The organism is Kutzneria chonburiensis (assembly GCF_028622115.1).
Taxonomy (GTDB): Bacteria; Actinomycetota; Actinomycetes; order Mycobacteriales; family Pseudonocardiaceae; genus Kutzneria; species Kutzneria chonburiensis.
This window is the reverse complement of record NZ_CP097263.1, coordinates 2,038,238-2,064,287: the sequence shown is the minus strand read 5'-3', so window position 1 is coordinate 2,064,287 and position 26,050 is coordinate 2,038,238. Positions and strand designations below refer to the sequence as shown.

The window sequence follows — 26,050 nt, the reverse complement described above, 5'->3', positions numbered from 1 at the left end:
GACGAGGGGCGCGGCACATGGATCTTGGTTTGCGGGACCGCAGAGTTCTGGTCACCGGGGCGACCCGGGGCATCGGCAAGGCCGTGGCCCTGGCGTTCGGGGCCGAAGGGGCGAAGGTCGCCATCACGTACAACTCGGCCGCCGACGAGGCGGCCAAGGTGGTCGCGCAGCTGGGCGGCGAGGAGCGGTCCTTCGCCGTCCCGTACGACCTGCGCGACATGGGCTCGATCGACGCCGCCGTCGACGCGGTCGACGACCGCTGGGGCGGCGTGGATGTGTTGGTGGCCAACGCCTTGTACTTCACGTGGGAGGACCCGGCGACCACGCCCACGTTCGAGAACACCGAGGCCGAGGAGTGGGGCTCGCGGCTGCGGGCCAACGTCGACGGCACCATCCGCACCGCCCAGCTGACGCTGCGGGGCATGCGGGAGCGGAAGTGGGGGCGGATCGTGATCCTGTCCTCCACCACCGCGCACAACGGACTGCCCGGCTCGGAGATCTACAGCGCGTCCAAGGCGGCCATGCACGGCTTCGCCCGCGGCGCGATGTGGGGCGGCGAGGGCAGCGGCGTGCTGGTCAACGTGGTCGCGCCGGGGCTCACCCTGACCGAGAGCGCCTACGAGGCGATGGCGGCCAGCCCGATCACCAAGGGCATGGCCGACCACGAGCTGTCCATCACGCCGAGCGGCCGGCTCAGCGATCCGGAGGACATCGCGCGGTTGATCGTCTTCCTCGGCTCCGAGGCCAACGGCAACGTCACCGGCGAGGTCGTCCGGACCGCCGGCGGCCGCTAGCGGAAGCGGCTGACGTTGCTGGTCAGCCAGGCCGCGAACGAGGTGGGCGGTCGACCGGTGATCCGTTCGACCGTCGGCAGTGCGACGCCACCGCGCTCGGGATCGGTGTTCCCGAGCGCGGTGAGCATGCCGGCCACGAAATCGGCGTCCATACCGGCCTGTTTCATCGCCTCGCCCACGGTTTCCGGTGGCGCGTCGACGTAGCTGATCTCCTCGCCCAGCACGGAACCCAGGATCGCCACCTGCTCCGGCATGGTCAGCGGCTGGGGTCCGGTGAGGGCGTGGATCTCGTTGTCGCCGTCCTCGGAGCGCAGCATCTGCACCGCCACCGCGGCGATGTCGGCGGGGTCGATCAGCGCACGGGCGATGGTGCCGTACATGCCGTACACGGTTCGTTGGGACTTCACGGAATGCAGCCACTGGAACGCGTTCGTCATGAACCCGGTCGGCCGCAGCACCGTGCACCGTACGCCGGACTCGCGCAGGCTCCGCTCCCCCGCGGCCAGCAGTTCGGCGTAGAGGTTGTCGACCGGCGGCAGCACGTCCAATGAGGACAGTTTCACCACGTGGCGAACCTTGCTCCCCGTCAAGGCCTCGGCCACGTTGGCGTCCTGTGTGGACGAATGTGGGCCGGCCGGCACCGCCACGAACACCCTGTCCGCGCCTTCCATGGCGGCGGACAGGGTGTTCGTGTCGTCGAGATCGCCGCCGACAGCCTCGCAGCCGGGCAGTGACGGGAACTTCTCCGGCGTGCGGGTGAACGCCCGCACGGACTCGCCGGCGGCGACCAGCTGCGCCACCAGCTCCCGGCCGACGTTGCCGGTGGAACCGAGAACCAGGATCACTTGCCGCCTCCATTGACGTCCAGGGTCGGGGGCTGCCAGCCACCGACGTCAGCCGTCGCCTTCACCGCCGGGCCCGAGGGCAGAATTCCGGCCACCCGGTCCCGCAGCAGCACGGCAAGGGGGTGTTCCAGCATCGTCATCTTGCCCATGCTGTGCGAGGCCTCGGTGATCTTCCACGTGTGCGGCCGCCGCTGTTCGTCGTACTGCTTCAGCGCGGTCGGCAGATCGTTGGCGCGTTGCAGGTGCGCGCACAGCACCACGGCATCTTCGATGGCTTGGCACGCACCCTGACCGATGTCCGAGGTCATCGGGTGCGCGGCGTCGCCCAGCAGCGCGACGCGGCCCTGCACGAAGGTGGACAGCGGGGTCCGCAGCTCGTTGCTGTCGTGGTGCAGCACGACCTCGGTGGCCCGGATGATCTCCGGGATCGGGTCGTGCCAGGAACCGAAGCGGCGCAGCACTTCCGCGTGCTCGTCGTCGTAGCGGGTGCCGGCCGGGGTGTTGGCCACGGCGTACCAGCCGACCCGGCCGCCGGCCAGCGGCATCCGCCCGAACTGGTGGCCACGGCCCCAGGTGTTGCCGCTGAACTCGGGGTGCGGGACGGGACGGGAGGTCGCGCCCTGCCAGACGCTGTGCCCGCTGTAGGACGGCGCGGGCGCGTCCGGCCAGAGCTGGCGGCGCAGCCGGCTGCTGATGCCGTCGGCCACCACGACCAGATCACCTTGCAGGCTCAGGTGATCGTCGCCCTTCGTGTAGGCGACGCTGCCGTCCTCGGTGACCTTGGTGGCTTCGGCCCCGGTGATCACCGACGCCGTCGGCACGGCCGAACCGATCACCGACAGCAGGTCGGCCCGCAGCAGGGCCACCGACACCAGACCGCGCTGCTGCATGACCAGCGGGTCGATGCCGTGCATGATCCGCCGGCCGTTCGGCGCGCGCACGCCCGGCGGCGGCACGATCGCGGCGATCGCGCGCAGTTCGTCGCCGACGCCGAGCTGATCGAGGGCCTTCTGCGCGCTGGGCATCAGCGAAATGCCGGCGCCGATCTCCCGCAGCGTGTCGTGCCGCTCGAGAACCGTGACGTCCCAGCCGATGCGGTGCAGGCCGGCAGCGGCGGACAGACCGCCGATGCCGCCGCCTACGACGATCGCCTTCTTTCCGGGCGCCTTCACGACTTCGCCCGGTATTCGAGGATGGCCAGGTTGCCCGGCTGCGGGTCGTTGGCCGGCTCGAAGCCCTCGGCCGCCAGCATCCGGTGCCACTCGTCGGCGCTGCGCTCGCGGCCGCCCAGCGCGGCCAGCATCTCGATGTCGGTGAGCTTGCCGATGTCCCAGCCGCCCGGCGCGGTCAGCACCATGTCCACGATCAGCAGCCGGGCGTTCTGGTCGTCGCCGATGGCGGTGCGGATGGTGCGGGCGATGCGGGCCGCGTCGGTGTCGTTCCAGTTGTGCATGGCGTGCTTGATCAGGTACGCGTCGCAGCCCGGCGTGACCTCGGCGAAGAAGTCGGTGTCGACGATCTCCACCCGCTCGGCCACACCGGCCGCCTCGAACACCGGCTTCGCGTCCACCACCACGTGCGGCAGGTCGCACAGCACACCGGTGGACTCGGGGAAGCGGGTGAGGATGTCGGCCAGGAACTGGCCCTTGCCCCCGCCGACGTCGGCGATCTTGCGGAACCGGCCGAAGTCGAACTCGTCCAGGATCTGGTTGGTCGCCGGGTAGCGGTTCTGGATCATGGCCCGGTCGAACAGCGCGCTGCGGTCCGGGTTGGCCTTGAGGAACTCGAAGAACGACATCCCGAAGACGTGGTCGAAGGCGGTCTCGCCGGTCTGCACGGTGTGCAGCACGTCCTCGTACGGGCGCCACATCATCATGTCCGAGGCGAACAGGAACATGTCCCGGATGGTGTCCGGCACGTCCATCCGCAGCGCGTCCGAGGCCGGCGTGTGGGCGAAGGTGCGGCCCTCAGTCTCGGCGAAGATGCCGGCGGCGGCGCAGCAGCGCAGCACCCGGTACAGCGCGTCCGGGTCGACGCTGGTGGCCGCGGCCAGGTCGTCGGCGGTCTGCGGGCCGGCGGCCAGCAGCTCCGGGATGCCCAGCTCCACGATCGGCCGCAGCGCGCCGATCGTCCACTTCGCCGTGAACAGCGCCAGCACCCGTTGCCGTGGCGGCAGAAGTGCGGAGAATACGTCGAGCAAGCCGTCCTTGATGTCCACCGCGAACTCCTCGCGTCAGCTCCGGGTCTACGACCGGTGCAGCGTGGCCGACGGCTCTGGTGCACCGTTGGTCAGGCGCTCGGGCACCCTCCCACCGCCGCTGGATCGGCTCCCCACTGCCGCCTGTGACGCTCGCAGGCCACAGCACCCGACTTCGCGGCGGAGAGCAGGATGACGACTACCGAACCGGATCTCATGCATTCCACGGCCTTCGTCGACGGCATACCGCACGAGTACTTCCGCGATCTGCGCGACCGCGAGGGCCTGGCCCGCGGCGACAATCACGAGGGCGACCAGTTCTGGTACATCGTGAAGCACGCCGACGTGGTGGCCGCCTCTCGCGACACCCAGCTGTTCTCGTCCTATCCGACCACCATGACCCGGTTCCGCGAGGTGACGTCCAAGCTGCGGGACATCTCCTTCATCGACCCGCCGGACCACACCCGGATGCGCCGGCTGGCGCTCAAGGCGTTCACCCCGACCCGCATCGCCGGGCTGGAGGAGCCGGTCGGGCGGGTCGTCGACCAGGTCTGGGCCCAGGCCCGTGAGCTGGGCGAGTTCGACCTGGCCACCGAGGTGTCGCTGGAGGTGCCGGTACGGGCGCTGGCCGAGCTGATCGGCATCCCGCAGTCCGACCGGCCGTACGCGTACGAGTGGGCCAAGCGCACCGTCAACCGGAGCCACCCGGACTACACCCAGGACACGCAGCAGACCGATGAGATGTTCCGGGAGATGTTCGAGTACCTCAAGGACCTCACCGAGCACCGCCGTCGGACCGAGCCCGGCGAGGGCCTGATCGGCGTGCTGCTGTCCACCCCGGTGCGCGACATGCTGCTCACCACCGAGGAGATCGCCCAGTTCACCATGACCATGCTGGGCGGCAGCGAGTCCACGTACAGCGCACTGACCGGCGCGGTGTTGGCGCTGCTCGACAATCCCGAGCAGCTGGCCATCCTCCGCAAGGACCCGACGCAGATTCCCACTGCCGTGCAGGAGGTTCTGCGCTGGGTCACGCCGGTCACGCACTTCGCCCGGCGGGTCACCGAGGACACCGTGGTCAACGGCCAGGAGATCAAGGCCGACGAGCTGGTCGCGCTGTGGTTCAGCTCGGCCAACTACGACGAGCGCGTGTTCACCGATCCGCTCAAGTTCGACGTGACGCGGCACCCCAACCCGCACATCACCTTCGGCGGCGGCGGTCCGCACGTCTGCATCGGGCGGCTGCTGGCCATGATGGAGCTGCGGCACCTGATCCAGCACGTCGTGGCCGAGCCCGGCATTGCGCTGGGCGGGCCGGCGGTGTGGGCGCACACCAACTTCACCAACAGCATCCGGTCCCTGCCGGTGTCCCTGCACTGACCCCGGGACGCCGGCGGACTCCCCCAGGCCCGCCGGCGCCCCCTTCCCACCGGGAGACCTCGGCATGACCGACGAGCTGGATCCGCGGATCACGCATTCGCTGGAGACGTACGACGAGCGCACCCTCCGGATCTACGACACGCTCGTGCTCCGGCTGTTCTGTCCGCTGGTGTGGGGCTGCGGAATCGGTCCCATGCGCCGCCTCTACGACCGTTCCGTCGGGCGGCGGCACCTGGACGTCGGTCCGGGCACGGGCTATTTCGTGGACAAGACCCGGTGGCGGGTCAAGGATCCCGAGATCACGCTGCTCGACCTGAACACCGAGTGCCTGACCGTGTCGGCTCGTCGGCTGGCCCGGTTCAAGCCGGAGACCTGCCAGGCCAACCTGCTCGACCCGCTGCCCCTGCCGCCCGACCACTTCGATTCCGTCGGCCTCAACCTGGTGCTGCACTGCATTCCCGGTGGCTGGGAGGAGAAGGGCATCATCTTCGAGCACCTGGCCAAGGTCGTGCGGCCCGGTGGTCGGATCTTCGGCACCACCATCCTGGCCGAGGGCGTGCCGATGAACGCCGTGACCCACCGGGCGTTGCTGGAGCAGCACGAGCGGGGCAACTTCCAGAACCAGGGCGACGACCCGGACGGGCTGCGGCGACAGCTCAAGCGCCATCTGCCCGACCACCAACTGGTGATCAAGGGCACGACGGCGTTGTTCCGGGCAGTCGTGGCATAGCTGGTCGTGGAATAGCAGGGAAGGGCGCCGGCGGCGCCCCTTCTTTCTGTCGGAGTCAGGTCACGCGCCGGCGGCCTCCAAGGCCTTGTGGATCTTGCGGGCCATCTCGAGCTCGGTGGGCAGCGGCTCGCCGTGGTGGGAGCGCATGGCGGCCGCGGTCATCGTGGTGATGGTGGCGCGGAAGTTCTCGGCCTCGTCGGGGGCCTTGGCCTGCAACAGCTCCACCGACGCGGTGAGCGCGGGGAACACCGTCTCGGCGATCTCGGCGGTGTTGCCGCCGTTGAGGTCCAGGTCCTTCGCCTTGGTCTTGATGGCGAACACGTGACCGGTGAGGCCGGTGGCCGAGGTCATGGCCAGGCTCGCCGCGGTGCTCGACTTGGCGGAGGCGATGGGGCCGGGGTTGGCCGCGGTCATCAGCACGACGGTGCCGTAGGCGGCGGTGAGCAGCGTGTGCTCGTCGGCCTCGGTCAGGACGGTGCGGTCCGGCACGACAACTTCCTCTCAAAAAAGGTATCTCAAAGACAAAATAACTGGATGATCAAGGGAGTTGAGTCTGCTGAGAGATCCCTCGAATGTCAAGAGGACTGACGGACGGCCCAGTTGTCCCGGCGCACCACCAGTTCGGCGAAGGCGAGCTCGTGGCGAGCGCCCAGGGTGAACTGGGTGATCAGACGGTCGCGCTCGGCCGGAGTGCAGTCGGCGCCGATCTCGTCGACCATGACCAGGACCTGCTCGACGGCCTGCTCGAAGCCGGAGCCGGAGTCGTAGGCGTCGATCCACGGCTGGTAACGGGACCCGGTGGTGGCGGTCATCGCGTTGCTCAGGTGCAGGTTGAACCACACCATCGGCAGCACGCCGCCGATCGCCGCCGGCAGCGACGTCGCGGTGGTCGCGGTGAAGAAGGCGCAATGGGCCTGCACGGCCGGGTCGACCGGCGGCTCCGAGGCCCGGGCGGGCTGGTCCATCTTCGGCCCCAGCTCGTCGAAAGCGGCCCGCAGCCGGCCGGCCGAGGCCAACGTCGCCCCGGCGCACAGGGTGAGCAGCTCCGCGTGCTGGTCGGCGACGGCGATCGCGGCGCAGCGGTTGAGCGCCCGGCCGAAGGTCGGCAACAGGTAGCCGGTGTCCTGCTCCACGAAGTAGGTCAGCACGCCGTCCGGCAGCGAGCCGTCCCGCAGCCCCGACCAGAACGGATGGTCGTTCACCTTGCGCAGCACCGGTTCCCCGAGCTCCCACAGGTCGTCGCGCAGCATGGTCACTCCTGTCTCGACGGACGGACCCGAGCAGCATGGCGGCCGCCGCTGGGGATCGGTTGGATCCGGACACCATCGAGCCTCGTCCACGGAATGGGACCGTGGCGCGGGTCTTCTCCGTTCGGCCGCAGCGAAAGAGGTACCCAGGACCATGGTCGCCCGAGCACCGCGCCGCCCGTGGTGACCGACCCGCCGCTCAGCCGGGGCCGGACCGCGGCGATCGTCGTCGGCCTGCTGCTGGGCGTGCTGTTGGCGGCGCTGGACACCACGATCGTCAGCGCGGCCATCCGGACCATCGCCGACGACCTGCAAGGCTTGAGCCTTCAGGCGTGGGCCACCACCGCCTACCTGATCACCTCGACGCTGAGCACCCCGCTGTACGGGAAGCTGGGCGACATCCTCGGCCGCAAGCCGATGTACCTGGCCGCCATCACGATCTTCCTGGTCGGCTCGGTGGCCTGCGCGACGTCGACGTCCATGATCGAGCTGGCGGCGTTCCGCGCCGTGCAGGGCGCGGGCACCGGAGGGCTGATCTCGCTGGCCCTGGTGATCATCGCGGACATCGCGCCGGGCCGGGAGGCGGCCAAGTACCAGGGCGCCTTCGTCAGCGTGTTCAGCATGTCCAACCTGCTCGGGCCGGCCATCGGCGGGCTGCTCGCGGCCCAGTCCTCGATTCTCGGCGTGGCCGGCTGGCGCTGGGTCTTCCTGGTCAACCTGCCGGTCGGCCTGGCCGCGCTGGCCGTCGTGGCCAAGACCCTGCGCAACCGGCAGCAACGCCAGAAGCAACGCGTCGACTGGTGGGGCACGCTGACCATCTCGGTCGGCGTCGTCCCGCTGCTGCTGGTGTCGAGCGAGGGCCCGGACTGGGGCTGGGCCTCCCCGGTGCCATCGCCTGTTACGCCGCGTCGGTCGTCGGCCTGATCGCATTCTTCTTCGTGGAACGGCGAATGGCCGACGCGGCACTGGTGCCGCTGCGGCTGTTCCGCGAGCGGTCGTTCGTGGTGGCCTGCCTGGCCACGGTGGTGGTCGGCGCGGCCATGCTCGGCGCGATGTCGCTGTACCCGCAGTACTTCCAGATCGTCAAGGGCACCTCGGCCAGCACCGCCGGCCTGCTGATGATCCCGGTCATGGTCGGGCTGACGGTGACCTCCGGCATCTCGGCGGTGCTGATCTCCAAGACCGGCCGGTACAAGATCTTCCCGCTGATCGGCATCGCGCTGATGAGCGTGGCCATGGTGCTGTTCTGCTTCGTCGACGCGGACACCTCGCTGTTCGCCTCCGAGGCGTACCTGACGATCTTCGGACTCGGCCTCGGCCTGTCCATCCAGCCGCTCATCCTCACCGCCCAGAACACCGTGCCGCCAGAGGACATGGGCGTCGCCACCTCGCTGGCCACGTTCTTCCAGCAGATGGGCGGCATCATCGGCACCTCGGTGGTGATCGCCGCGGTGTTCGGCGGCGTGGTCGGCCGGATCGGTGACGCGCTGCGGACCTCGCTCGCCGATCCCGCGTACCAGGCGGCATTGCGGTCGGCGACCGGCGTCGGCGCGAACCTGGCCCAGTCGGTCCACGACGGCACGACCGACGCCTTCGCCGCCCGGGTGCTCACCGACTCCACGTTCATCCAGCAGCTCGGGCCCCAGCTGGCCCGGCCGTTCCTGGTCGGCTTCTCCTCGTCGATCACCATCGGGTTCCTGATCGGCCTGGTGGTGGTCGTCGGCGTGGTGCTGATGTTCTTCGTCCGGGAACGGCCGCTGGCCGCCGCGGTCGAGGCGTCCGGCGTCGAGGCGTCCGGGGTCGACCGGTCCGGGCTGGACGCGGACATCCCCATGGTCGAGATGACCGTGCCCATTCCGCGGATCGACTGGCCCAGCAACGACTTCGAACGTCCGCCGGCCCCGTTCCAGTGGTTCATGCCGACCATGCCCGGGGCACAGATCCACGGCATGGTCCAGCACCCGGACGGCACGCCGATCCCCGGCGTGACGCTGGTGCTGATGGACCTGCTCGGCCGTCAGGTCGACCAGTACCGCACCGGCGACGGCGGCCGCTTCGGCCTCGCCACCCCAGCCCCCGGCACTTTCCTCTTGGTGGCAACGACTATCGGCCACCAGCCCCGCGCGCTGATGGTCGCCGCCACCGGCCGCCCGCTCGCGCTGCGGCTGTCCCTCGAGCGCAGCGACCAGCAACACCTGTCCGGCGAGCTGCCGGAGCGCGATCCCGACTCGCGGCCGCTGCCGAGGGTCGTCCGGCTCGACCCGGACGCCAAGAACCGGCACGTCCGGCGGGACGCCGACGAGGCCAGCTAGGCCTGCTCCTCACCCAGTCACATGTCCACTCGCACAACGAAACCAAGGTGAACGCGCCATGTTATGTTCGATCAGCGGTGCCCGATGAGAGACACCGAGAAGCCGTCCTCCCGCGCCATCGCCATGACCGTCGCGCTGGCCGCCCTGGTGCTGGCCAACGCGATCCTCGAGACCATGCCCGGGCTGGCCCTGCCGGTCATCCAGCCGGCGCTGGGCATCACGCCGGCCGCCGGCGGGCTGCTGATCGCCGCCCTCACCCTGGTGGCGGCGATCTCCACGCCGATCATCGGCAAGCTCGGCGACGCCTTCGGGCCACGCCGGATCCTGTTCGGCACCACGGCGATCGTCATCGTCGGCGCCGTGCTGTCCGGCATCGGCGCGTCATACCCGCTGATGATCGTCGGCGAGGCGCTGCAGGGCCTCGGCGCCGGTCTGCTCTCGCTGACCTTCACGCTGGTCCGCTCCGAGCTGCCCGAGCGCTGGGTAAAGGGCGTGGTCGGCGCGGTGACCTCGATGTACGTGCTGGGTGCGACCGTCAACCTGGTCATGGTCGGCCCGGTGTCCACGCTGCTGTCCTGGCACTGGCTGTTCGGTCTGCCGGCGTTGCTGGCCGCTGTCGCGTCCGTCGCCGCCTGGTTCCTGGTGCCGTCCACGACCCCGAACCGCAACCACGTGCTGGTCATCGGCTGGCCCGGGGCGCTCTCGTTCGCCGTCTTCCTGGTCGCGCTGATCATGGCCATCGAGACGATCCCGCAGACCGGCCTGGCCTCCGTCGGCACGCTGGTGATGGCGGCGGTCGTGGTCGCGCTGGGCATCGGCTGGTTCACGTTGGAACGGCGGTCCCGCGCGCCGTTCGTGCCGCTGGCCATGATCGCCCGGCGCGGCATCTGGACGTCCAACGCGGCCGCGCTGGTGCAGGGCGTCGGCAGTGTCGTCGGCACCATCCTGCTGCCGCAGCTGATCACCCTGCCCACGGCCAACGGCGGCCTCGGCGGCTCGATCACCGAGGTCGGCCTGTACCTGCTGCCGTCGTGCATCGCCGGCGTCATCGGCACGCCGCTGGGCGGCATCGCCGGCCAGTGGGTCGGCGCCCGCACGGTGATCGCCGTCGGCTCGGTGTTCCAGCTCGTCGGCGTGGCCGGCCTGGTCATGTCGCCGAGCCTGGGCACGGTGCTGCTGCTGACCGTGATCTTCGGCTTCGGCATGGGCGCGGCCAGCGCCGGCATGTACAACCTGGGCATCTCGGCGTCCGGCTCGCACGAGACCGGGCTGGCCACCGGCCTGATCAACCTGGCCCGGGCCATCGGCATCGCGCTGGGCAGCGTGATCACCACGACCATCATCACGGCCAGCATCGCGCCCGGCAGCCAGCTGCCGACCGGCGCCGGCTTCGTGCTGGCCTTCACGTTCAGCGGCGCCGCGCTGGTCATCGGCGTCGTGCTGGCCTTCGTGATGCCGGCCCAGCCCGAGGCCGCCGTGCCCAAGCTGGTGCACCAGGCCGCCTGAGGCCACGACACAAAGGGGCCGTTCGGACAGAGTCCGAACGGCCCCTTGGGTTTGCGCCCTCAGTATTGGGCGGTCACCGCGTACACCCCGAACGGCCGGGCCATCGACGTGTCGCGGTACTGGCGCAGCGGCTCGGTCGAGCCCTTGTGGTCCCGGCCCTGCTCCCACGTGGTGAAGGCGTCAAGGCTGGACCACCGGCTGATCACGATGAACCGGTCGGTCTCGTGCACGCCGTGCAGCAGCTCGTTGCCCAGCTGGCCGGGCACGCCGGCCATCTCCTTGCTCACCTGGTGGTACGCCTCCAGCACGCCGTCGGCGTCGCCGGTCGCGTGGTAGATGAGCACCCGAACCTCGGTCACGTCGCGGCTCCGGCGAGGTGAGCGACGACGGTCATGGTCGTCATCGAGCCGCCGGACCGGTACGGGTGCAGCTTCTGGCGGTGCGCCAGGTGCCCGTCGCTGGTCTCGAACTCGCGGAACTTCGGCTCGTCGACCCAGTCGCTGACGATGTAGTAGACGCCGTCGGTCTCCAGGTCGCGGGACAGCCACTGGCCGAGGTTGGCCGGGTGCCCGGTGACCGAGTCGCCGACCTCCAGCCAGACCCGCTCGAAGTCGGCCTCCATGCCGGGCTTGATCTGCATCCGCAGCATCACCCGGAACACCTTGTCGGCCATCAGGAAATGCCTCCGTCCACGTGGATCACCGCGCCGGTGACGTACTTCGACAGGTCGCTGGCCAGCCACAGCACGGCCCCGGCCACCTCGCGCGGGGTGCCCAGCCGGCCGAGCGCGGTCTTCGTGCTGTAGCGCTCGCGCATCAGCTTGGCCTGCTCCGGCGGCATCGTCTCGAACGCCTCGGTCTCGATCACGCCCAGCGCCAGCGTGTTGAACCGCAGGCCCTGGCCGCCGAACTCCTTGGCCAGCGAGCGGGTCAGCCCACGCAGCGCCGCCTTGGCCGCCGTGTAGTGGGCCCGCTGCGGAATGCCGACCTCGGAGGACTTCGAGCCGATGGTGATCACCGACGCGCCCTCGGCCAGCAGCGGCAGCGAGTACTGCACGAGAAGATGAGCAGCCGTCAGATTCACGTCGATGATCCGGTGCCACTGCTCGAGCGGCAGTTCACCGTACGGCACGTGGGTGATCGCGCCGGCGTTGTGCACCACCAGGTCGAAGTGGCCGAGCGCCTCGCCCGCCTCCTCCACGAAGCCCTTGATCTGCGCGGGATCGGCCAGATCGGCCTGCAGCACGCGGTGGCTGCCGCCGGTCTGGCCGAGCTCCTTCTCCAGCGAGGCAACGAAATCGCTGCCTTCGCGGTAGCAGGTGACGACGTCCATGCCGGCCTCGGCCAGCGCGAGCACGATGCCCCGGCCGACGCCCCGGCTGCCGCCGGTCACCAGCGCCTTCTTGCCCTTCAACGACAGGTCCATGTCCACCTTTCCAGAGGTTTCTACGGCACGACGGCGGCGCAGTTGGCCACCAGCGCCATTACCGCCAACAGGCTGCGCAGCCGGTTCCACCGGCCCCAGCTCGGCCGCGGGTCCCGGGCGGCGAAATCGGCCGGCAGCCGGTCCGGGTCAACCGTGCGGATCCACTTGTTCACCGGCACGTTCTTCGTCAGCGAGATGACCGCCACGGCCAGCGCCAGCAGTCCGGCCACCCCCTGCGCCAGCCGAACCGGCGGCACCGTGCCGAACACCGCCAGGGCGGCGTCGCCCAGCACGGTCGCGATCAGGCACACCGGCATGAACGGGTCGTAGCGGGTGGAGAAGAACGCGTGCGCGTGCACGTACCGGTCGGGCGGCAGGGCGACCAGCAGCGGCCAGCCGCCCAGCTGCGTGCCGACCAGCACGCCGGCCGACAATCCGTTGGCCAGCAGCACCAACGCCGTCAGGACGGACATCAGGCCCGCGACCTCGCGGCCGCCGCCTCGATCTTGGTCTTGATCAGGGCCATCTGGATGCCGGTGTTGGTGTTGAGCCGGTCGGTCATCGCCGCGTCGTCGATCGGCGCCGCCGGCTTCATGTGGAAGTCCTGCACCCACCGCATCCGGACGCCGCCGTCCTCCTCGACGTACTCCCAGAAGATGTTCATGTGCTCGAAGTTCCCGGTCTCCACCCGGTGCGAGCGCACGGTCCTGGTCGCCGGATCGGACGTGCGCTCCGACACCCAGCTCCACGAGGTGCCGCCGGCGTCGGGGTGCATGGTCAGCCGGAAGGTGACGGTGTTGCCCTGCCGCGTCAGCACTTCCGCCTTGGCGTACTCGCTGAACAGGTTCGGCCAGGACTCGATGTCGTTGGTCATGTCCCAGACCAGGTCCATCGGGGCGTCGATGAACACGCTGTTGTCGGTGTGCCCGGCCATCGTCACGCCCCCGCCCGCGCGAACAGCGAGTTGACGAACTCGACCGCCCTGGCCGGGGTCGGCATCTCCGACACGGCGTCGTCGGGCACCACGACGCCGAACCGGCGCTGGATCTCGCCGGCGATCTCCAGCACCGCCAGCGAGTCGTAGCCCAGCTCGTCGAAGCGGGTGTTGGCGATGTCGCCGTCGAGGACGGCGCCCTCCTCGGCGCCGCCGCGCAACAGGTCGCGCAGATCGTCCAGGGTGAAGGTGCTCATGTCCGTCCCTCTCTTCACTGTCGGCCGAGCAGCAGCGCGGCCGTGAACCCGCCATGCCCCCTGGCCAGCACCAGGGCCGTTCGCAGTCGCGCCGGCTCGCGCGGGGCCGTGACCAGATCGAGCTCGATGCCCGGGGCCAGCCGCGTCGGGCCCGTCGTCGGCGGGATCACCCCGTGCCGCAGGGCCAGCGCCGCGGTGGCCACGTCCAGCGCCGCGCCGCCGCCGTACAGGCGGCCGGTCAGCGTCTTCGGCGCGGTGACGGCGACCCCGCGGGGGCCGAAGATCGCGCCGATGGCCTGCGCCTCGTCCAAATCTCGCTGCGGCACGCCGGCGGCGTCGGCGAACACCACGTCGACGTCCGCCGGCGTCAGGTTCGCGTCCTGGAGAGCGCGTTCGATGACGCGCTTCAGTGCCGGCGGGCGACCGGAGCCGGGGCGCGGGTCGAAGCCCGCCGCGTAGCCCAGGACTCCCGCATACGCCTCGTGGCCACGTTCCCTTGCCGCGTCGGCGGTTTCGGTGATGACGATCGCGCCGCCCTCGCCCGGCACGTGGCCGCTGGCCTCCGCGTCGAACGGCAGGTAGGCGCCGGCCGGGTCGTCCACTGTGGACAGCTCACCCGAGGAGAGCTGCGCCACCAGCCCGTACGGGCAGAGCGACGCGTCGGTGCCGCCGCTGACCACCAGACGCGTGCCCGAGCTCAGCAGCCGGCGGGCCTGGCCGATGGCGTCAAGGCCGCCGGCCTGCTCCCCGCACAGGACGCCGCAGGGGCCGCGCAGGCCGTGCCGGATGGACAGCTGACCGGTGGTCGCCGCGTAGAACCAGGCGATCGACTGGTACACGCCGACCCAGCTGGGGCCGTTCTGGTAGAGCTGCTCCATCTGGTGTTGGCCGAAGTCGGTCCCGCCGGACGAGCTCGACGTCACCACCGCGACGTCGAACTCCGGCATCACCGACAGGTCGACGCCCGCGTCCTGCAAGGCCTCGTCCGCCGCCACCAGCGCGAGGTGCGTCCACCGGTCGGTCTCCGGGATCACCTTGCGCGGCACCCGTTCGGCCGCGTCGAACTCCTTGACCTCACCGGCGATACGCACCGGGTAGGCCGTCGGATCGAAGCGCGTGATCCTCGCGATCCCCGACTTGCCGGCCAACACGGCCTGCCAGTGCGCGTCCGCGCCGACCCCGGTGGGCGCAACCACTCCCAGTCCGGTGATCAGAACCTGCTGCCCGTTCAACGACCCTCCCGCGGCGCACGTGGACCCCTCGGATGCCGACCGTGACAGCCGCCGCTGGGGCCGGCTTCGAACGATCCTGGTGTCCGGCACCGAGAAGAGGTCGCCGGCCGTGAGTATTCGAACGCGTCGAAACGCTTTGCACGCAAGACAAACGTCGGCCCGCACTACTTGGCCAACGGCGTCCGCGCTTCATCCCCACCGCCGGCAGGGGCCAGTTTGACAAGTATGCCGCCCGACATATTATAGGACCGTCACCCGGCCAGGAGGAGTTCCGCCATGTCATCCGTGCTCATCACCGGCGCGTCCAAGGGCATCGGCCGCGCCGTCGCGGTCGAGCTGGCCGCCCGGGGCCACCGCGTCGTCGCCACCGCCCGACAGCCTTCGACACTGGACGATCTGCCCGTCGACCAGCGGCTACAGCTGGACGTGACCGACCAGGACAGCGTCGACCGGGCTCTTGAGCAGGCCGGCGAGATCGACGTGCTGGTCAGCAACGCCGGGGCGACCGTGCGCGCGCCGCTCGAGAGCGTGCCGCTGGCGGAGATCGACAACCTGTTCCAGCTCAACACCCTGGGCGCACTGCGGGTGGCGCAGGGGGTACTGCCGCAGATGCGTGAACGCGGCGCGGGCCGGCTGGTGTTCGTGTCCAGCGTGCAGGGCCGGGTCGTGCTGCCGATCATCGCCCCGTACGGCGCGAGCAAGTGGGCCTTGGAGGCCCTCTCCGAGGGCTTGGCCTTGGAGGTCGGCCACTTCGGCATCAAAGTGAGCATCATTCAGCCCAGCGCGGTGGCCACCGACGGCGCCGCCGGGGCCAAGTCCATCTTCGCCGACGACGACCCCTACCTCCCACTGCTCCAGCAGCTCGGCGTCCTCCGCGGCGAAGTCATCACACCTCAGGAGGTCGCCGCCGCCGTGGCCGACACCATCGAGCGCGCCGATCCCCCGCTGCGCGTGCCCGTCGGCGCGCCGGCCGAGCAGCTCCTCAAGGCCCGGAAGGCTGCCTCCGAGGCCGTCCCGTTCCTGCCGACCGAACTGGCCTGGTAGTATGTAATCCGACATATATGCTGGAGGTAGCCGTGGGCGCGCGCTCCGACGCCAAGGTCAAGATGGTGCAGGCGGCCAAGCAGCTCATGCGGGAGCGCGGTTATCACGCCACCGCGTTCTCCGACGTGCTCAAGCTCAGCGGCGCGCCCCGCGGTTCGGTGTACTTCCACTTCCCCGACGGCAAGACCCAACTGGCCGTGGCGGCGGCCGAGGCCCATGCCCACGACCAGGTCGAGATCATCGACCGCGCCGCCGAGGCGTCGTCCTCCGCCGCCGAGCTCGTCGAGCGGTACGTCGACCTCGGCCGGGACGGCATGGTGACCAGCGACTACTCGCGCGGCTGCGCCATCGCTCCACTCGTCACCGAGGGCGCGATGCAGGAGTCCACAGCGATCGACGAGACCGGCCGCCGCACCTTCACCGAGATGATCGACCGGCTCGCGTTCCACTTCATCACCTTCGGCGTCGACCGCGCCGCCGCCCGCACTCTCGCCGACGCCGTCATCGCCGGTGTCGAAGGTGCGATGATCACCTCACGGGCCCGCCGCAGCCCCGCCCCGTACGACGCCGTCAAGACCGTGCTGTCCGGATACGCGGCCGAGGTGTCACGTCGAGCTGGGAAGTGACGGGCTGACCGCGCGGGTGCGCTTGGCCCAGGCGACGGCCGGGGCGGTGGCGAGGGCGGCCAGCAGGAAGAGGCCGCCGAGCACCAGCCAGCCGATCGGGCCGCCGCCGATGACGAGGGTGGTGAGCAGCAGGGGCCCGGCGGCGCGGGCGACGGCGATGCCGCTGCCGAAGAAGCCCTGGTACTGGCCCTGCCGGCCGTCGATGGCGAGCCCGAAGCTGATCTCCCAGTAACCGGAGGCCAACATCATCTCGCCGGCCACCTGGAGGAAGGCGCCGGCCAGGAGCACGGCGGCGGCGGCCCACACGGCCATGGTGCCGGCGGAGCAGGCGAACACCGCCGACATGGTCAACAGCAGCACGCCGGCCCACCGCACGTACCGGACGGCGATACCGAGATCGGTGACACGGTTGGCCACGGACACCTGGAACAGCACCACGCAGCCGGTGTTGACCACCATCAGCGCGGACACCATCCACCGCGGGGCCGAGGTGTGCTCGACCACCCACAGCGGCAGCACGACGCTCAACAGCGGCATGTAGAGCATCATGATCGAGTTGAGCACGGTGATCAGGACGTACGGCCGGTCCCGCAGCACAACCAACGCCGGCTCGCCGTCGGTGGCGCGGGCGGTCCCCGGGACGCGCGGCAGCCGTCGCAACACCACGGCGGCGGCGAGGAAGGTCAACGCGTCGAGGCCGAAAGCGGCGAGATAGGCGGGCGCGGTGTCGAACTGCAACGCGACGCCGCCGAGCGCGGCGCCGACGGCGATGCCGGCGTTGGCGGTCGACTGCATATACGCACGGGCCTGCGTGCGACCGGCCGCGTCGACCACGCCGGCCAACAACGCCTGACGCGCCGCGACCAACCCGCACTGGCACACCGTGTAGACACACGCCACCACGAGGAACGCCGGAAAGCTCTGGACCAACGCGAACCCGGCGACGGCGAACGCGGTCAGCACCGCCAGCAACACGGCGACGCCCCGCGGGCCGCGCCGGTCGGCGAAATGCCCGAGCGGCGTCCCGGCCAGCGTGCCGAGCGACCACCCGAGCGTGAGCCCGAGGCCGACCTCCGTCGCCGAGAGCCCCACGGTTCGCGTGAAGTAGAGGACGGAGCAGACGTAGTACGCCCCGTCACCGATGGAATTGGTCAACTGGGCCAGCGCCAGCGCCCTGGACGGCCCGGCCGGGGGCACGATTCGAGCCAGCATGTCCCCTCCATCTCAGGCCACCAGATGGCCCGGCCGGCACACTGTAAGCGCTTCGCGACCGCGACACGGCTCGTTTCGAGCAACTGTCCACTCGGGTTCGAGCAGGTCAGCCCGCCCGCAGCGCCGTGGTGGTCTTGCCGGTACGTTCGCGCAGGAGCACCCGCAGGGTGTTGGCCTGTTCGTAGCCGACCCGGCGCGCGATCGTCTCGACTGAGAGATCGGTGGTACGCAACAACTCCGTGGCCCGCTCGATCCTCAGGTCCTGCACGAGGCGAATCGGGGACGTGCCCATGGTCCGCTGCACGGCTCGCTGCAACGTGCGTTCGCTGACGCCGAGCCGCCGGGCCACGGCGGGCACACTGATCGGCCCGGCGAGATGGTCGCGCACCCAGCGTTCGAACGCGGCGACCGTCGGATCGTGCTGGGCCAGCACGCTCGGCAGCACGTACGGGGCCTGCGAGGGACGCTCGTCGATGGCGAGGTAGCGGGCGACGAGATCGGCGACCGCCGGGCTGCCTTCGCGGACCAGGGCCATCGCCATGTCGACGTGACCGAAGGCCGCGCCGGCCGTGGTGATCCCGTCCTCCTGCACCACCATGCGGTCCTGGTCGAGCCGGACGTGGGGATAACGCGTCCGGAACACCGGCGTCAGCCACCAGGTGGTGGTGACCCGCACGTCGTCCACGACGCCGGCCTCCGCCAGCAGGAACGTGCCCGAGCAGGCGGACGCGACCGCCGCGCCGCGCGCCCGGGTCCGCACGATCAACTCCCGGGCGCGGCGGGACCGGTCGCCGCTGACGAACTCGACCATGCCCTTCGGCTCACGCTCATTCACCGCCGGCACGACCAGCAGGTCCGCCGACTCCGCCTGGGCAGCCGGCGCGCAGTCGACGAGGCTGCCGGCCGAGGTCCGGACGCGCGGCGCGAACCCGACCTTCGTCACGGTCCAACGCGGCTCATCGGCCATTGCGTTGGCGGTGTCGAAAACGTCGAGCACGGCCGCCAGCCCCAAATCGAACACACCGTCACAGACAAGGACCGCGATCTTCACGTCGGAAACACTAGCAACGCATTGTTTTCCGCCACGAGATCTTGCTACGACGCATTTCCTCTCAGCTGGGAGGCACAACCTACTTGTCGAGGAACGGCAGCAGATGGTCGAGCAGAATCTCCGGCGCTTCCTCGGGAATCCAGTGGCCGCCGGGAATCACCACGCCGGTCACATCCTCGGCGTAGTGCCGGGCCTGGTCGGGCACGATCACTCCTAGCGCGCCGGCCGCGCCGACGGCCAGCACCGGCATGGTCAGCGGCCGGTTCCGGCTGCGGATCGTCGTCTCGGCGTCGCCGGGGAACGTCCGGAAGTACTCCATCGACGCGTGCAGGTAGCCCGGACGCCGCAGCGACTGCGCGTATTCGGCCAGCGCCTGGTCGCCGACGCCGCCCTTCACCACCTCCATCCAGTCGATGAACCCCTCGACCCAGACATCCTCGCGGCCAGTGGCGATCTTCTCCGGCAAGCCGTTGTCCAGCGTGAAGAAGCCGAAGTTCCACAGGCCCGGGCCTTCCCGGGTCCACGCCGGCAGCTGGTACGCCAGCTCGTCGACCTGCGGCGCCTCCAGCAACGCCAGCCGCCGGGTCGTGCTCCGATGCGCCGCCGCGTAGGCGTACGCCACCATCGTGCCGATGTCGTGGCCGACCACGTCGACCTCCTCGTCACGGCCCAGCGCGACCAGCAGCTGGTGCACGTCCTCGGCCAGCGTCGCCTTGTCGTACCCGCTCGGCGGCGCGTCCGAGCCGCCCGACCCGCGCAGGTCCGGCGCGATCACCGTGTGCCGTTCGGCCAGCGCCGGCATGATCTTCCGCCACGAATACCAGGTCTCCGGATATCCGTGCAGCAGCACAACCGTCGGACCGGCGCCGCCGATCGCGTAGTTCATCGTGATTCCGTTGACCTGACGCCTTTCCTCGACAAATCCCGCGGGCGTGGCTGACGCGGTGAGCAGCGGCATTTTCTCCTCCTGAGCCGTTCGACGTGAAGGAATCTAGACGGCCGATACCGCGGCTCATCAGTGGCGAATCCGACAGGAAAGATAGTGATCCCGACAGCCCGAGGTGCAACGAGGAACGCCCCGGCCGCGTTGCACCTTCACCGTCGCCGCGCTGCACTCCTACACCCTCGACGTCGTCGCCGACTGGATCCGCCAGCAGATGGCTACGTGAGCAGCACGGGCAGCGATTCCGTGCCGTGCTGCACGAAACCTCGTGCGCCGTAACGGAAAGCGAGCGGTTGAGAAGGGTCGAGACGCAGCCGCGGGAACCGGTCGAGCAGGGCGTCCAACGCGGCTCGAACCTCGATGCGGGCCAGCGGTGCTCCGACGCAGCAGTGCGGGCCGAGACCGAAGCCGAGGTGGCTGGGGTTGCGGTCGAGGCGGAACACCTCGGGATCCGGATAGGCGTCACGGTCGTAGTGGGCCGCGGCGATGCAGAGGTAGATCATGCTGCCGGCGCTGACCGGCACGCCCGCGACCGTCGTGTCGGCGTTGACGAGCCGGTAGAGGCCGGCGGACGGGTTGGCCCACCGGAACGACTCGTCCAGCGCGTCGTCCCGCCGATCGCGGTCGGTCCGGACCCGGTCCAGCGCGGAGGGGTTGAGCAGCAACGAAGACACGGTCGCGGACAGCATCTGGATCGTGGTCTCCAGGCCGCCCAGCAGCAGGCTGACCACCGCGACCGTGCACGCGTCGACCGTGAACCCGCCCTCGGTCAGATGGGCCCGAATGATCTCGCCCAGCAGGTTGTCCCCCGGATTCGCCACTTCGGCCTCGATCAGCGTGCCGGCGTACGCACTCAGGTCGGTGAACGCCGTCCGACCCGCAGCCGCCAGCTGCTCGTCCATCGGCGATCCCAGCCACGTGACGATCGCCCGCACCCATTCCCGACCCTGGTCGCCCAGTTCGTCGGGGATACCGAGCAGGTCGAGGAATACCTCCATGGGGTACCGCGCGAACGCGTCATCAACGAGGTCCGCTCGGTCCCGGCCGGCGAGCGCGCCGAAGGTTCGCTCGGCGATCGGCGCGATCCTGGCCGCGTACCGCGCGCTCGCCCCCGGGCTGAAGAACCGGTTGTGGACGCGCCGCTGGCGGCTGTGCTCGGCCCCGTCGTGCGCGATCATCATCGACTCGACCGCGGGGCTGGCCGCGTAGAAGCCGGTGCCGAACCGGCCGGTGTCCCGCAGCGCGGCGGAGACGTCCTTGTGCCGCAACACAACCAGCGCGCCCATGTGCTCGTCGAACACCGTCGCCCGTGCCCGCCCCAGTTCCGCGAGCGACATCCCGATCGTGGTCGGGCTCGACGAACTCACCGCGAACGGACTCGTCATTCCTCGACTATCCGCGCCGCCCGGTCCGGTGTCACGATCGCCACCGGGCGATGCGCCCGAAGGGGCGGGGTCACCCTGACGACGCGGCGACGAGGTGGGGCCAGATGGCCGCGCCCATCTGTTCGGGCGTGCCGGGGCAGTCGCGACGCAGCCAGTCGATCACGGTGCCGAGGACGGCGCCGGCGAGGAACGCGGCAACGGGATCGTGGTCGACGGTGCCGCGGCGGAGCTGGGCGTTGTCGGTGATGCGCCGCAGCAGGTGGTTGATCACCCGGGCGCTGCCGGCCGACCCCAGCAGGGTTCGGTAGAGGTGGGCGTGCTCGGCGACGTGCGCGAACAACCCGGCCAGCGACGTGGGTTCGGCGGCATCCAGGTCGTGGCCGGACAGCGCGGCGACGAGCTCGTCGAACAGCCCGGTGCACGCGGCGGCGGCCAGGTCGTCGAGGTCGGTGTAGTGGTCGTAGAACGTCGAGCGGTTGACGTCGGCCCGCTTGGTGACGTCGGAAATCGAGATCTGGGCGAGGTCCCGCTCGGCGATCAGCTCCCGCAGCGCGGCTTCCAGCGCCGCGCGTGATCGCCGGGCGCGGGGGTCGACTGGTTGCGCTGGCACGCCCTCAGCGTAGACTATCCAACAGTTGTCGGATAACCATCGGTTGTTGGATATCATCGGGAGGAACCGTGTCGACACCCGTCTACCCCGGCGTCCGCGCCCAGCGCTGCCCGTTCGACCCGCCGCCGGAGTACGCCGACTGGCGCGCGGCGGACGGCCTGCAACGGGCCACCCTCTGGAATGGCGCGACGGCCTGGGTGGTGAGCCGCTACGACGACGTCCGCGCGGTGCTGGCCGATTCCCGGATCAGCGCGGACGCGCGCCGCTATCCCGAGCTCAACCCGGGCGCGCAGAACGGGCAGCCGCATTCGTTCCCACGCATGGACGACCCCGACCACGCCCGGCTGCGCCGCATGCTCACCGGCGAGTTCACGGTCCGGCGGGTGGCGGCGATGCGCCCGCACATCGAGGAGCTGGTCGACCACTTCCTCGACGAGATGATCGACAAGGGCCGGCCGGCCGACCTGGTCCGCGACTTCGCGTTACCGATCCCCTCGCTGGTGATCTCGATGCTGCTCGGCGTGCCGTACGCCGACCACGAGTTCTTCCAGCAGCACAGCGCCACCATCAACCACGCCAACGCCTCCCCCGAGGAGAAGGCAGCGGCCGGCAAGGCACTGTTCGGCTATCTGGCCGGTCTCGTGCAGCGCAAACAGGCCGAGCCCGGGGACGACCTGATCAGCCGGCTGCTCACCGACCGCGTGGCGACCGGCGAGCTGAGCCGGCCGGAGGTGGCCATGAACGGCATGATCCTGCTGTTCGCCGGGCACGAGACCACGGCGAACATGATCGGCCTGGCCACGCTGGCCCTGCTGCGCCATCCCGACCAGGCCGCCCGGATCCGGGACACCGACGACCCGGCGGTGATCGCCAACGCGGTCGAGGAGCTGCTGCGCTACCTGTCGATCGCCCAGGACATGATCCTGCGCGTCGCGGCCGAGGACCTCACCATCGGCGGGCAGGCCGTCCGGGCCGGCGACCTGCTCACCATCAACCTGCCGGCCGCGAACCGTGACCCGGTGTTCCTCGACCAGCCCGACATCTTCTCCTTCGACCGCAATGTTCGCGGTCACATGGCCTTCGGCCATGGCATCCACCAGTGCCTCGGTCAGTCACTGGCCCGAGCCGAACTCCAGGTGGCGCTGCCGGCCCTGCTGCGCCGGCTGCCCACGCTGCGGCTCGCCATTCCGTTCGAGGACGTCAAGTTCCGGCACGACATGTCGGCCTACGGCGTCCACGAACTCCCCGTCACCTGGTGACGGCCGTCCAGTCGTCGTTCGCGTGCGTGACGGTGAACGTCATCGACGGGCAGTCGAACGCCGCGCCGGACGGCGGCGGGTCGATGGTGGAGTTGCTCGGCGCGGCCGACACCCAGGCGCCGTTGCGGGACACCTTCACGCTGGATGCCTCGATCGTCCGCCCGCGGAGGTCGTTGCAGTAGCTGCCGGACGCGGTGTAGACCTCGAAGAAGTCCCAGCTGGAGCCAGGAATGTCCTTCTGCCCGCTGCTGGTGTAGAAGACGTCCCACGCGTGCGTCCGGTAGTTCATCAGGTACACGGTCCAGGTGTTTGCCGTGGTTGACGTGCGGTGTTCATCCATGCTGTACACACGTCGCCCGTTGACGACGGTCGTGTAGGTCGCGGTGAACGCCGCGTCCATGTCGACGAGTTTGCCGATGGTGTCCCGGCCGCCGCACCAGTCCCAGGCCCACAGCTTGGGTCCGTCCGGTGTGTAGGCCGTGGTGAGTTCGATGCACGCGTTGCCGGGCGGTAGAGCCGTTGGGGCGTAGACGTAATCGCCGCCGCTGGCGGTGATGTCCAGCACCGTGTGCGTGGCCCGCAGGCCGCTGCTGGCGGTGTCGTTGAAGAAGATTCCCCACGCGTCGTGCAGTTCGGCGACCCGATGTGGGGTGAGGGCACGGAAGTGGTCGGCCGCCGCGCCGGCGTCGGCCAGCGCGGCGGGGCCGGTCAGTCCCGGCACCACTCCCCGGCCGGCACGCCGGTCGTCATCGACAGCACAAGCATGAGGGCGGCCACCATCGTCCCCATGATCAGCTCACCACGATTCGGTCGATGTCCGGCGCCCAGCCGGCGGGGTTGGTGATCAGAACGGTGTTGGCGCCGGCCGCCAACGTGAGGGTGACGGTCACGGAGCCGACGGTGTCCCAGCCGCCGGTGTTGGGGGTGGCGACCGTTGTCGCCGCGCCATTGTTGGCGCTAACTGCAATCGAGCGATCTTCGCCGGAGGCGTAGTAGACAGTGATCTTGTGTGTGCCGGAGGTGCCGGTGACGTTGTTGAACCGCAGGTAGTTCGCGGTGCCGTTGCCGACGTAGCCGACCAGCGCGCCGCCCGAGGCACCGGACGAACTGCGCACGGCGGCCTGGCCGCCGAGGGTGTTGCCGCTGGCCTCGGCTTCGTACGAGGTGCCCTGCGGCGGCGTACCGGCGATCTTCCAGTACACCGTGTAGCGGGTGTGGTGGGTCTGATGGAACGGCAGCAGCGACACCGACCCGGTGCTCGCGGTCGCCGTGAAGCGCAAGGGATTCGCCGCGTCCTGCACGAGAGTGTCGGTACGCAGCGTGGGAAGTACACCGCCGAGATCGGTGGTGCCGTACTGGCCGGCCAGCACGACCGGTCCGTACTTCACCGCCCCGTCGCCGGAATTGTCGTTGGCCCGCGGGAAACTCAGCACTGCCGGCAGCGACACGTCGATCACGTCGCCGTTGGCCCAGGTGCGGTCGATCGTCGCGTACGTCCCCGGCGTGACGGCGATGTTCTGCGCCGCGCCGTTGACCTTGATCGTCGCGCCCGAGGTCCAGGCCGGGATGCGGATCTTCAGCGCGATGTGGCCGGTGCCGCCGATGGTGAGCCGGGTGCTGGTCGAGCTCGGGAAAGCGGTGTCCTGCTTGACCGTGATCGACCGTCCCGGCCAGGTCAGCACCGAGGCGGTGAACAGGTTCACGTACAGCGTCTCGCCGGCGTAGAAGTAGATGCTGTCGGCGAACTTGGTCTGCGACTCCATCCCGGTGCCGTGGTCGCAGGTGAAGTCGTCGTAGTCGTTGGCGTAGGTCTTGATGCCGCCGGCACGCAGCGGCGTGTAGTACGTGACGAACCCGTGCGCGGAGGTCGGGTCCTGCTCGCCGAGGATCTGGTTGAGCAGCGCCAGCTCGTAGTAGTCCATCAGCTCGGCGCGGGTGGGGTCGGTGAAGAACAGCTGTCGGGTCAGCTTCAACATGTTGTACGTGTTGCAGACCTCGCACGTGGTGTCCGAGAGCTGGCCGGCGATCGCGTCGGGGGTCTGGAAGTACTCGCCGTTGGAGTTGCCGCCGATCACGTAGCTGTGGTGGGCGGTGACGATCCGCCAGAAGTTGTCGGCGATGTCCCGGTACCGGGTCGTGCCGCTGGCGTGGTACTCCTGGATCGCCCCGATGATCTTCGGGATCTGGGTGTTGGCGTGGTTGCCGGCGAGCTGGTCCTGGTTGGCGGCCAGCGGGTCCAGGATGCGGGCGTGGTCGAACCGCTGGGCCGTGGTGAGATGGTCCCTGTTACCGCTGACAAGGTAGAGGTTGGCCAGTACCTCGGGCATGCCGCCGAACTCCGTGTTCAGCGCGGCCTGCATCTGGGACTGGCTGAGCCGGTCGGTGCGCCACTTCACCCACGCCGCCATGGCGGTCAGCACGGTCAGTGCCTGGCTGTTGCCGGCCAGGTTGTACTGGTCGAGCAGGCCGGCCATGATCTTGTGCAGGGTGTAGTACGGCGCCCACACCTGCTGGCCGCTTTCCAAGCGGTCGAAGAAGTTCTCCGGATAGGCCGACAGGTAGCCGCCGTGGAAGCCGGCGTTCGGCGACGCGTTCTGGCACGCGGCAAGGGAACTCACGAGGTAGTCGCCCTTGTTCTTGTACGTGGTGTCGCCCGTGTTGGCGTAAGCCTGGGCCAGGCCGGACATCAGGTGGCCGGTGGAGTGGCCGCGCAGCTCGGTGTCCGGGCTTTCCCAGCCGCCGCAGGGCTGGGCCGAGCTGGGCAGGCCGACATTGAGCCGGAACATGTGCAGCAGCCGGTCCGGGTCGACGAACCGGAAGTAGGCCAGCTGGCGGTTCATGTTGTCCAGGAACGGTCCGGCCTGGAGGCGGACCGCGCCCAGCGGGAACGGATTCGCCGCCACGCCAACGGGAGTCGGCGCGGCGGCCGCGGTCGGCGCCAGTGCCGGCGCGAGTGCGACGCCGGCCGAGGCCGCGCCGACGGCCTTGAGCATGGTGCGTCGGTCGAAAGAGATCATCGTGTGCACCTTTCCCAGGAAGCGCCGGTGCGCGGACGCGCACC

The 26,050-nt window shown here is 69.9% G+C and carries 28 protein-coding genes; 9 read left to right on the top strand and 19 right to left on the bottom strand.

Annotated features, from left to right (window positions below):
* Window positions 1-17 precede the first annotated feature (17 nt).
* Entirely contained in the window at window positions 18-794 is a 777-nt protein-coding gene (locus tag M3Q35_RS09420; protein ID WP_273941284.1) for an SDR family NAD(P)-dependent oxidoreductase, read from the top strand.
* Here M3Q35_RS09420 and M3Q35_RS09415 read toward each other — a convergent pair.
* The 3 genes from M3Q35_RS09415 to M3Q35_RS09405 are packed head-to-tail and all read right to left on the bottom strand — an operon-like array spanning window position 791 to window position 3,857.
* A complete protein-coding gene (locus M3Q35_RS09415; protein ID WP_273941283.1) occupies window positions 791-1,639 on the bottom strand; it encodes an NAD(P)H-binding protein in 849 nt (282 codons plus the stop codon). The two genes, M3Q35_RS09420 and M3Q35_RS09415, sit on opposite strands and share 4 nt — an antisense overlap.
* Window positions 1,636-2,811, bottom strand: coding sequence for an FAD-dependent monooxygenase (locus tag M3Q35_RS09410; protein WP_273941282.1), 1,176 nt, complete (start codon window positions 2,809-2,811; stop codon window positions 1,636-1,638). The genes M3Q35_RS09415 and M3Q35_RS09410 overlap by 4 nt, the downstream gene beginning before the upstream one ends.
* Window positions 2,808-3,857, bottom strand: coding sequence for a methyltransferase (locus M3Q35_RS09405; RefSeq protein WP_273941281.1), 1,050 nt, complete (start codon window positions 3,855-3,857; stop codon window positions 2,808-2,810). Before M3Q35_RS09405 ends, M3Q35_RS09410 begins: the two co-directional genes overlap by 4 nt.
* Window positions 3,858-4,028: 171 nt before the next feature.
* Between M3Q35_RS09405 and M3Q35_RS09400 the strand changes: the two genes are divergently transcribed.
* Window positions 4,029-5,216: a cytochrome P450 gene (locus tag M3Q35_RS09400; protein WP_273941280.1), complete on the top strand. Its 1,188-nt coding sequence runs from the start codon at window positions 4,029-4,031 to the stop codon at window positions 5,214-5,216.
* Window positions 5,217-5,280: 64 nt separating this feature from the next.
* Window positions 5,281-5,946: a class I SAM-dependent methyltransferase gene (locus tag M3Q35_RS09395; RefSeq protein ID WP_273941279.1), complete on the top strand. Its 666-nt coding sequence runs from the start codon at window positions 5,281-5,283 to the stop codon at window positions 5,944-5,946.
* A gap of 60 nt (window positions 5,947-6,006) precedes the next feature.
* Here M3Q35_RS09395 and M3Q35_RS09390 read toward each other — a convergent pair whose 3' ends face one another.
* Window positions 6,007-6,435: a hypothetical protein gene (locus tag M3Q35_RS09390; RefSeq protein WP_273941278.1), complete on the bottom strand. Its 429-nt coding sequence runs from the start codon at window positions 6,433-6,435 to the stop codon at window positions 6,007-6,009.
* An 86-nt stretch (window positions 6,436-6,521) separates the two neighbouring features.
* Window positions 6,522-7,196, bottom strand: coding sequence for a TenA family protein (locus M3Q35_RS09385; protein WP_273941277.1), 675 nt, complete (start codon window positions 7,194-7,196; stop codon window positions 6,522-6,524).
* Between the two features lie 177 nt (window positions 7,197-7,373).
* Between M3Q35_RS09385 and M3Q35_RS09380 the strand changes: the two genes are divergently transcribed.
* The 3 genes from M3Q35_RS09380 to M3Q35_RS09370 all read left to right on the top strand — a co-directional run bounded on the left by M3Q35_RS09380 (window position 7,374) and on the right by M3Q35_RS09370 (window position 11,011).
* Entirely contained in the window at window positions 7,374-8,117 is a 744-nt protein-coding gene (locus M3Q35_RS09380; protein ID WP_273941276.1) for an MFS transporter, read from the top strand.
* A gap of 26 nt (window positions 8,118-8,143) precedes the next feature.
* A complete protein-coding gene (locus M3Q35_RS09375) occupies window positions 8,144-9,505 on the top strand; it encodes an MFS transporter (RefSeq protein WP_273941275.1) in 1,362 nt (453 codons plus the stop codon).
* An 84-nt stretch (window positions 9,506-9,589) separates the two neighbouring features.
* Window positions 9,590-11,011 (top strand): MFS transporter, encoded by a 1,422-nt coding sequence (locus M3Q35_RS09370; protein WP_273941274.1) that lies wholly within the window; start codon window positions 9,590-9,592, stop codon window positions 11,009-11,011.
* A gap of 59 nt (window positions 11,012-11,070) precedes the next feature.
* Here M3Q35_RS09370 and M3Q35_RS09365 read toward each other — a convergent pair whose 3' ends face one another.
* Genes M3Q35_RS09365 through M3Q35_RS09335 form a run of 7 tightly spaced genes read right to left on the bottom strand, consistent with a single transcriptional unit; the run spans window position 11,071 to window position 14,859 of the window.
* A complete protein-coding gene (locus M3Q35_RS09365; RefSeq protein WP_273941273.1) occupies window positions 11,071-11,370 on the bottom strand; it encodes an antibiotic biosynthesis monooxygenase family protein in 300 nt (99 codons plus the stop codon).
* Window positions 11,367-11,684, bottom strand: a complete 318-nt coding sequence (locus M3Q35_RS09360) for an antibiotic biosynthesis monooxygenase family protein (protein ID WP_273941272.1) — start codon at window positions 11,682-11,684, stop codon at window positions 11,367-11,369. Before M3Q35_RS09360 ends, M3Q35_RS09365 begins: the two co-directional genes overlap by 4 nt.
* Window positions 11,684-12,436, bottom strand: a complete 753-nt coding sequence (locus tag M3Q35_RS09355; protein ID WP_273941271.1) for an SDR family NAD(P)-dependent oxidoreductase — start codon at window positions 12,434-12,436, stop codon at window positions 11,684-11,686. The genes M3Q35_RS09360 and M3Q35_RS09355 overlap by 1 nt, the downstream gene beginning before the upstream one ends.
* A 20-nt stretch (window positions 12,437-12,456) precedes the next feature.
* On the bottom strand, window positions 12,457-12,909 hold the full coding sequence (locus tag M3Q35_RS09350; protein WP_273941270.1) for a DUF1772 domain-containing protein: 453 nt from the start codon (window positions 12,907-12,909) through the stop codon (window positions 12,457-12,459).
* Entirely contained in the window at window positions 12,909-13,370 is a 462-nt protein-coding gene (locus M3Q35_RS09345; RefSeq protein WP_273941269.1) for an SRPBCC family protein, read from the bottom strand. Before M3Q35_RS09345 ends, M3Q35_RS09350 begins: the two co-directional genes overlap by 1 nt.
* A 2-nt stretch (window positions 13,371-13,372) precedes the next feature.
* Entirely contained in the window at window positions 13,373-13,627 is a 255-nt protein-coding gene (locus M3Q35_RS09340; RefSeq protein ID WP_273941268.1) for an acyl carrier protein, read from the bottom strand.
* 14 nt (window positions 13,628-13,641) lie between these two features.
* Window positions 13,642-14,859, bottom strand: a complete 1,218-nt coding sequence (locus M3Q35_RS09335; RefSeq protein ID WP_273941267.1) for a ketosynthase chain-length factor — start codon at window positions 14,857-14,859, stop codon at window positions 13,642-13,644.
* Between the two features lie 276 nt (window positions 14,860-15,135).
* Between M3Q35_RS09335 and M3Q35_RS09330 the strand changes: the two genes are divergently transcribed.
* Complete coding sequence (locus tag M3Q35_RS09330) at window positions 15,136-15,903, top strand: SDR family oxidoreductase (protein WP_273941266.1); 768 nt, start codon at window positions 15,136-15,138, stop codon at window positions 15,901-15,903.
* 17 nt (window positions 15,904-15,920) lie between these two features.
* Window positions 15,921-16,529 carry a TetR/AcrR family transcriptional regulator gene (locus M3Q35_RS09325; RefSeq protein WP_273941265.1) on the top strand — a complete coding sequence of 203 codons (609 nt, stop codon included), beginning with the start codon at window positions 15,921-15,923 and terminating at the stop codon, window positions 16,527-16,529.
* On the opposite strand, the gene M3Q35_RS09320 is transcribed toward M3Q35_RS09325, so the two are convergent.
* The 5 genes from M3Q35_RS09320 to M3Q35_RS09300 form a co-directional block, all read right to left on the bottom strand.
* A complete protein-coding gene (locus M3Q35_RS09320; protein ID WP_273941264.1) occupies window positions 16,509-17,741 on the bottom strand; it encodes an MFS transporter in 1,233 nt (410 codons plus the stop codon). The genes M3Q35_RS09325 and M3Q35_RS09320 overlap by 21 nt on opposite strands.
* Before the next feature lie 106 nt (window positions 17,742-17,847).
* Window positions 17,848-18,792, bottom strand: coding sequence for a GlxA family transcriptional regulator (locus M3Q35_RS09315; RefSeq protein ID WP_273941263.1), 945 nt, complete (start codon window positions 18,790-18,792; stop codon window positions 17,848-17,850).
* Between the two features lie 79 nt (window positions 18,793-18,871).
* Window positions 18,872-19,750 carry an alpha/beta fold hydrolase gene (locus M3Q35_RS09310; protein ID WP_273941262.1) on the bottom strand — a complete coding sequence of 293 codons (879 nt, stop codon included), beginning with the start codon at window positions 19,748-19,750 and terminating at the stop codon, window positions 18,872-18,874.
* Between the two features lie 203 nt (window positions 19,751-19,953).
* On the bottom strand, window positions 19,954-21,120 hold the full coding sequence (locus M3Q35_RS09305) for a cytochrome P450 (protein WP_273941261.1): 1,167 nt from the start codon (window positions 21,118-21,120) through the stop codon (window positions 19,954-19,956).
* Between the two features lie 70 nt (window positions 21,121-21,190).
* On the bottom strand, window positions 21,191-21,730 hold the full coding sequence (locus tag M3Q35_RS09300; protein WP_273941260.1) for a TetR/AcrR family transcriptional regulator: 540 nt from the start codon (window positions 21,728-21,730) through the stop codon (window positions 21,191-21,193).
* Window positions 21,731-21,798: 68 nt separating this feature from the next.
* Here M3Q35_RS09300 and M3Q35_RS09295 point away from each other — a divergent pair, with 68 nt between their 5' ends.
* Complete coding sequence (locus M3Q35_RS09295; protein ID WP_273941259.1) at window positions 21,799-22,989, top strand: cytochrome P450; 1,191 nt, start codon at window positions 21,799-21,801, stop codon at window positions 22,987-22,989.
* Here the strand turns inward: M3Q35_RS09295 and M3Q35_RS09290 are convergent.
* Together M3Q35_RS09290 and M3Q35_RS09285 are read right to left on the bottom strand one after the other, a co-directional pair.
* The gene (locus tag M3Q35_RS09290; RefSeq protein WP_273941258.1) at window positions 22,979-23,710 is read right to left on the bottom strand and encodes a hypothetical protein; all 732 of its coding nucleotides are present in this window, start codon (window positions 23,708-23,710) and stop codon (window positions 22,979-22,981) included. The two genes, M3Q35_RS09295 and M3Q35_RS09290, sit on opposite strands and share 11 nt — an antisense overlap.
* Window positions 23,711-23,780: 70 nt before the next feature.
* Window positions 23,781-26,006: a beta-L-arabinofuranosidase domain-containing protein gene (locus M3Q35_RS09285; protein ID WP_273941257.1), complete on the bottom strand. Its 2,226-nt coding sequence runs from the start codon at window positions 26,004-26,006 to the stop codon at window positions 23,781-23,783.
* Window positions 26,007-26,050: the final 44 nt, after the last annotated feature.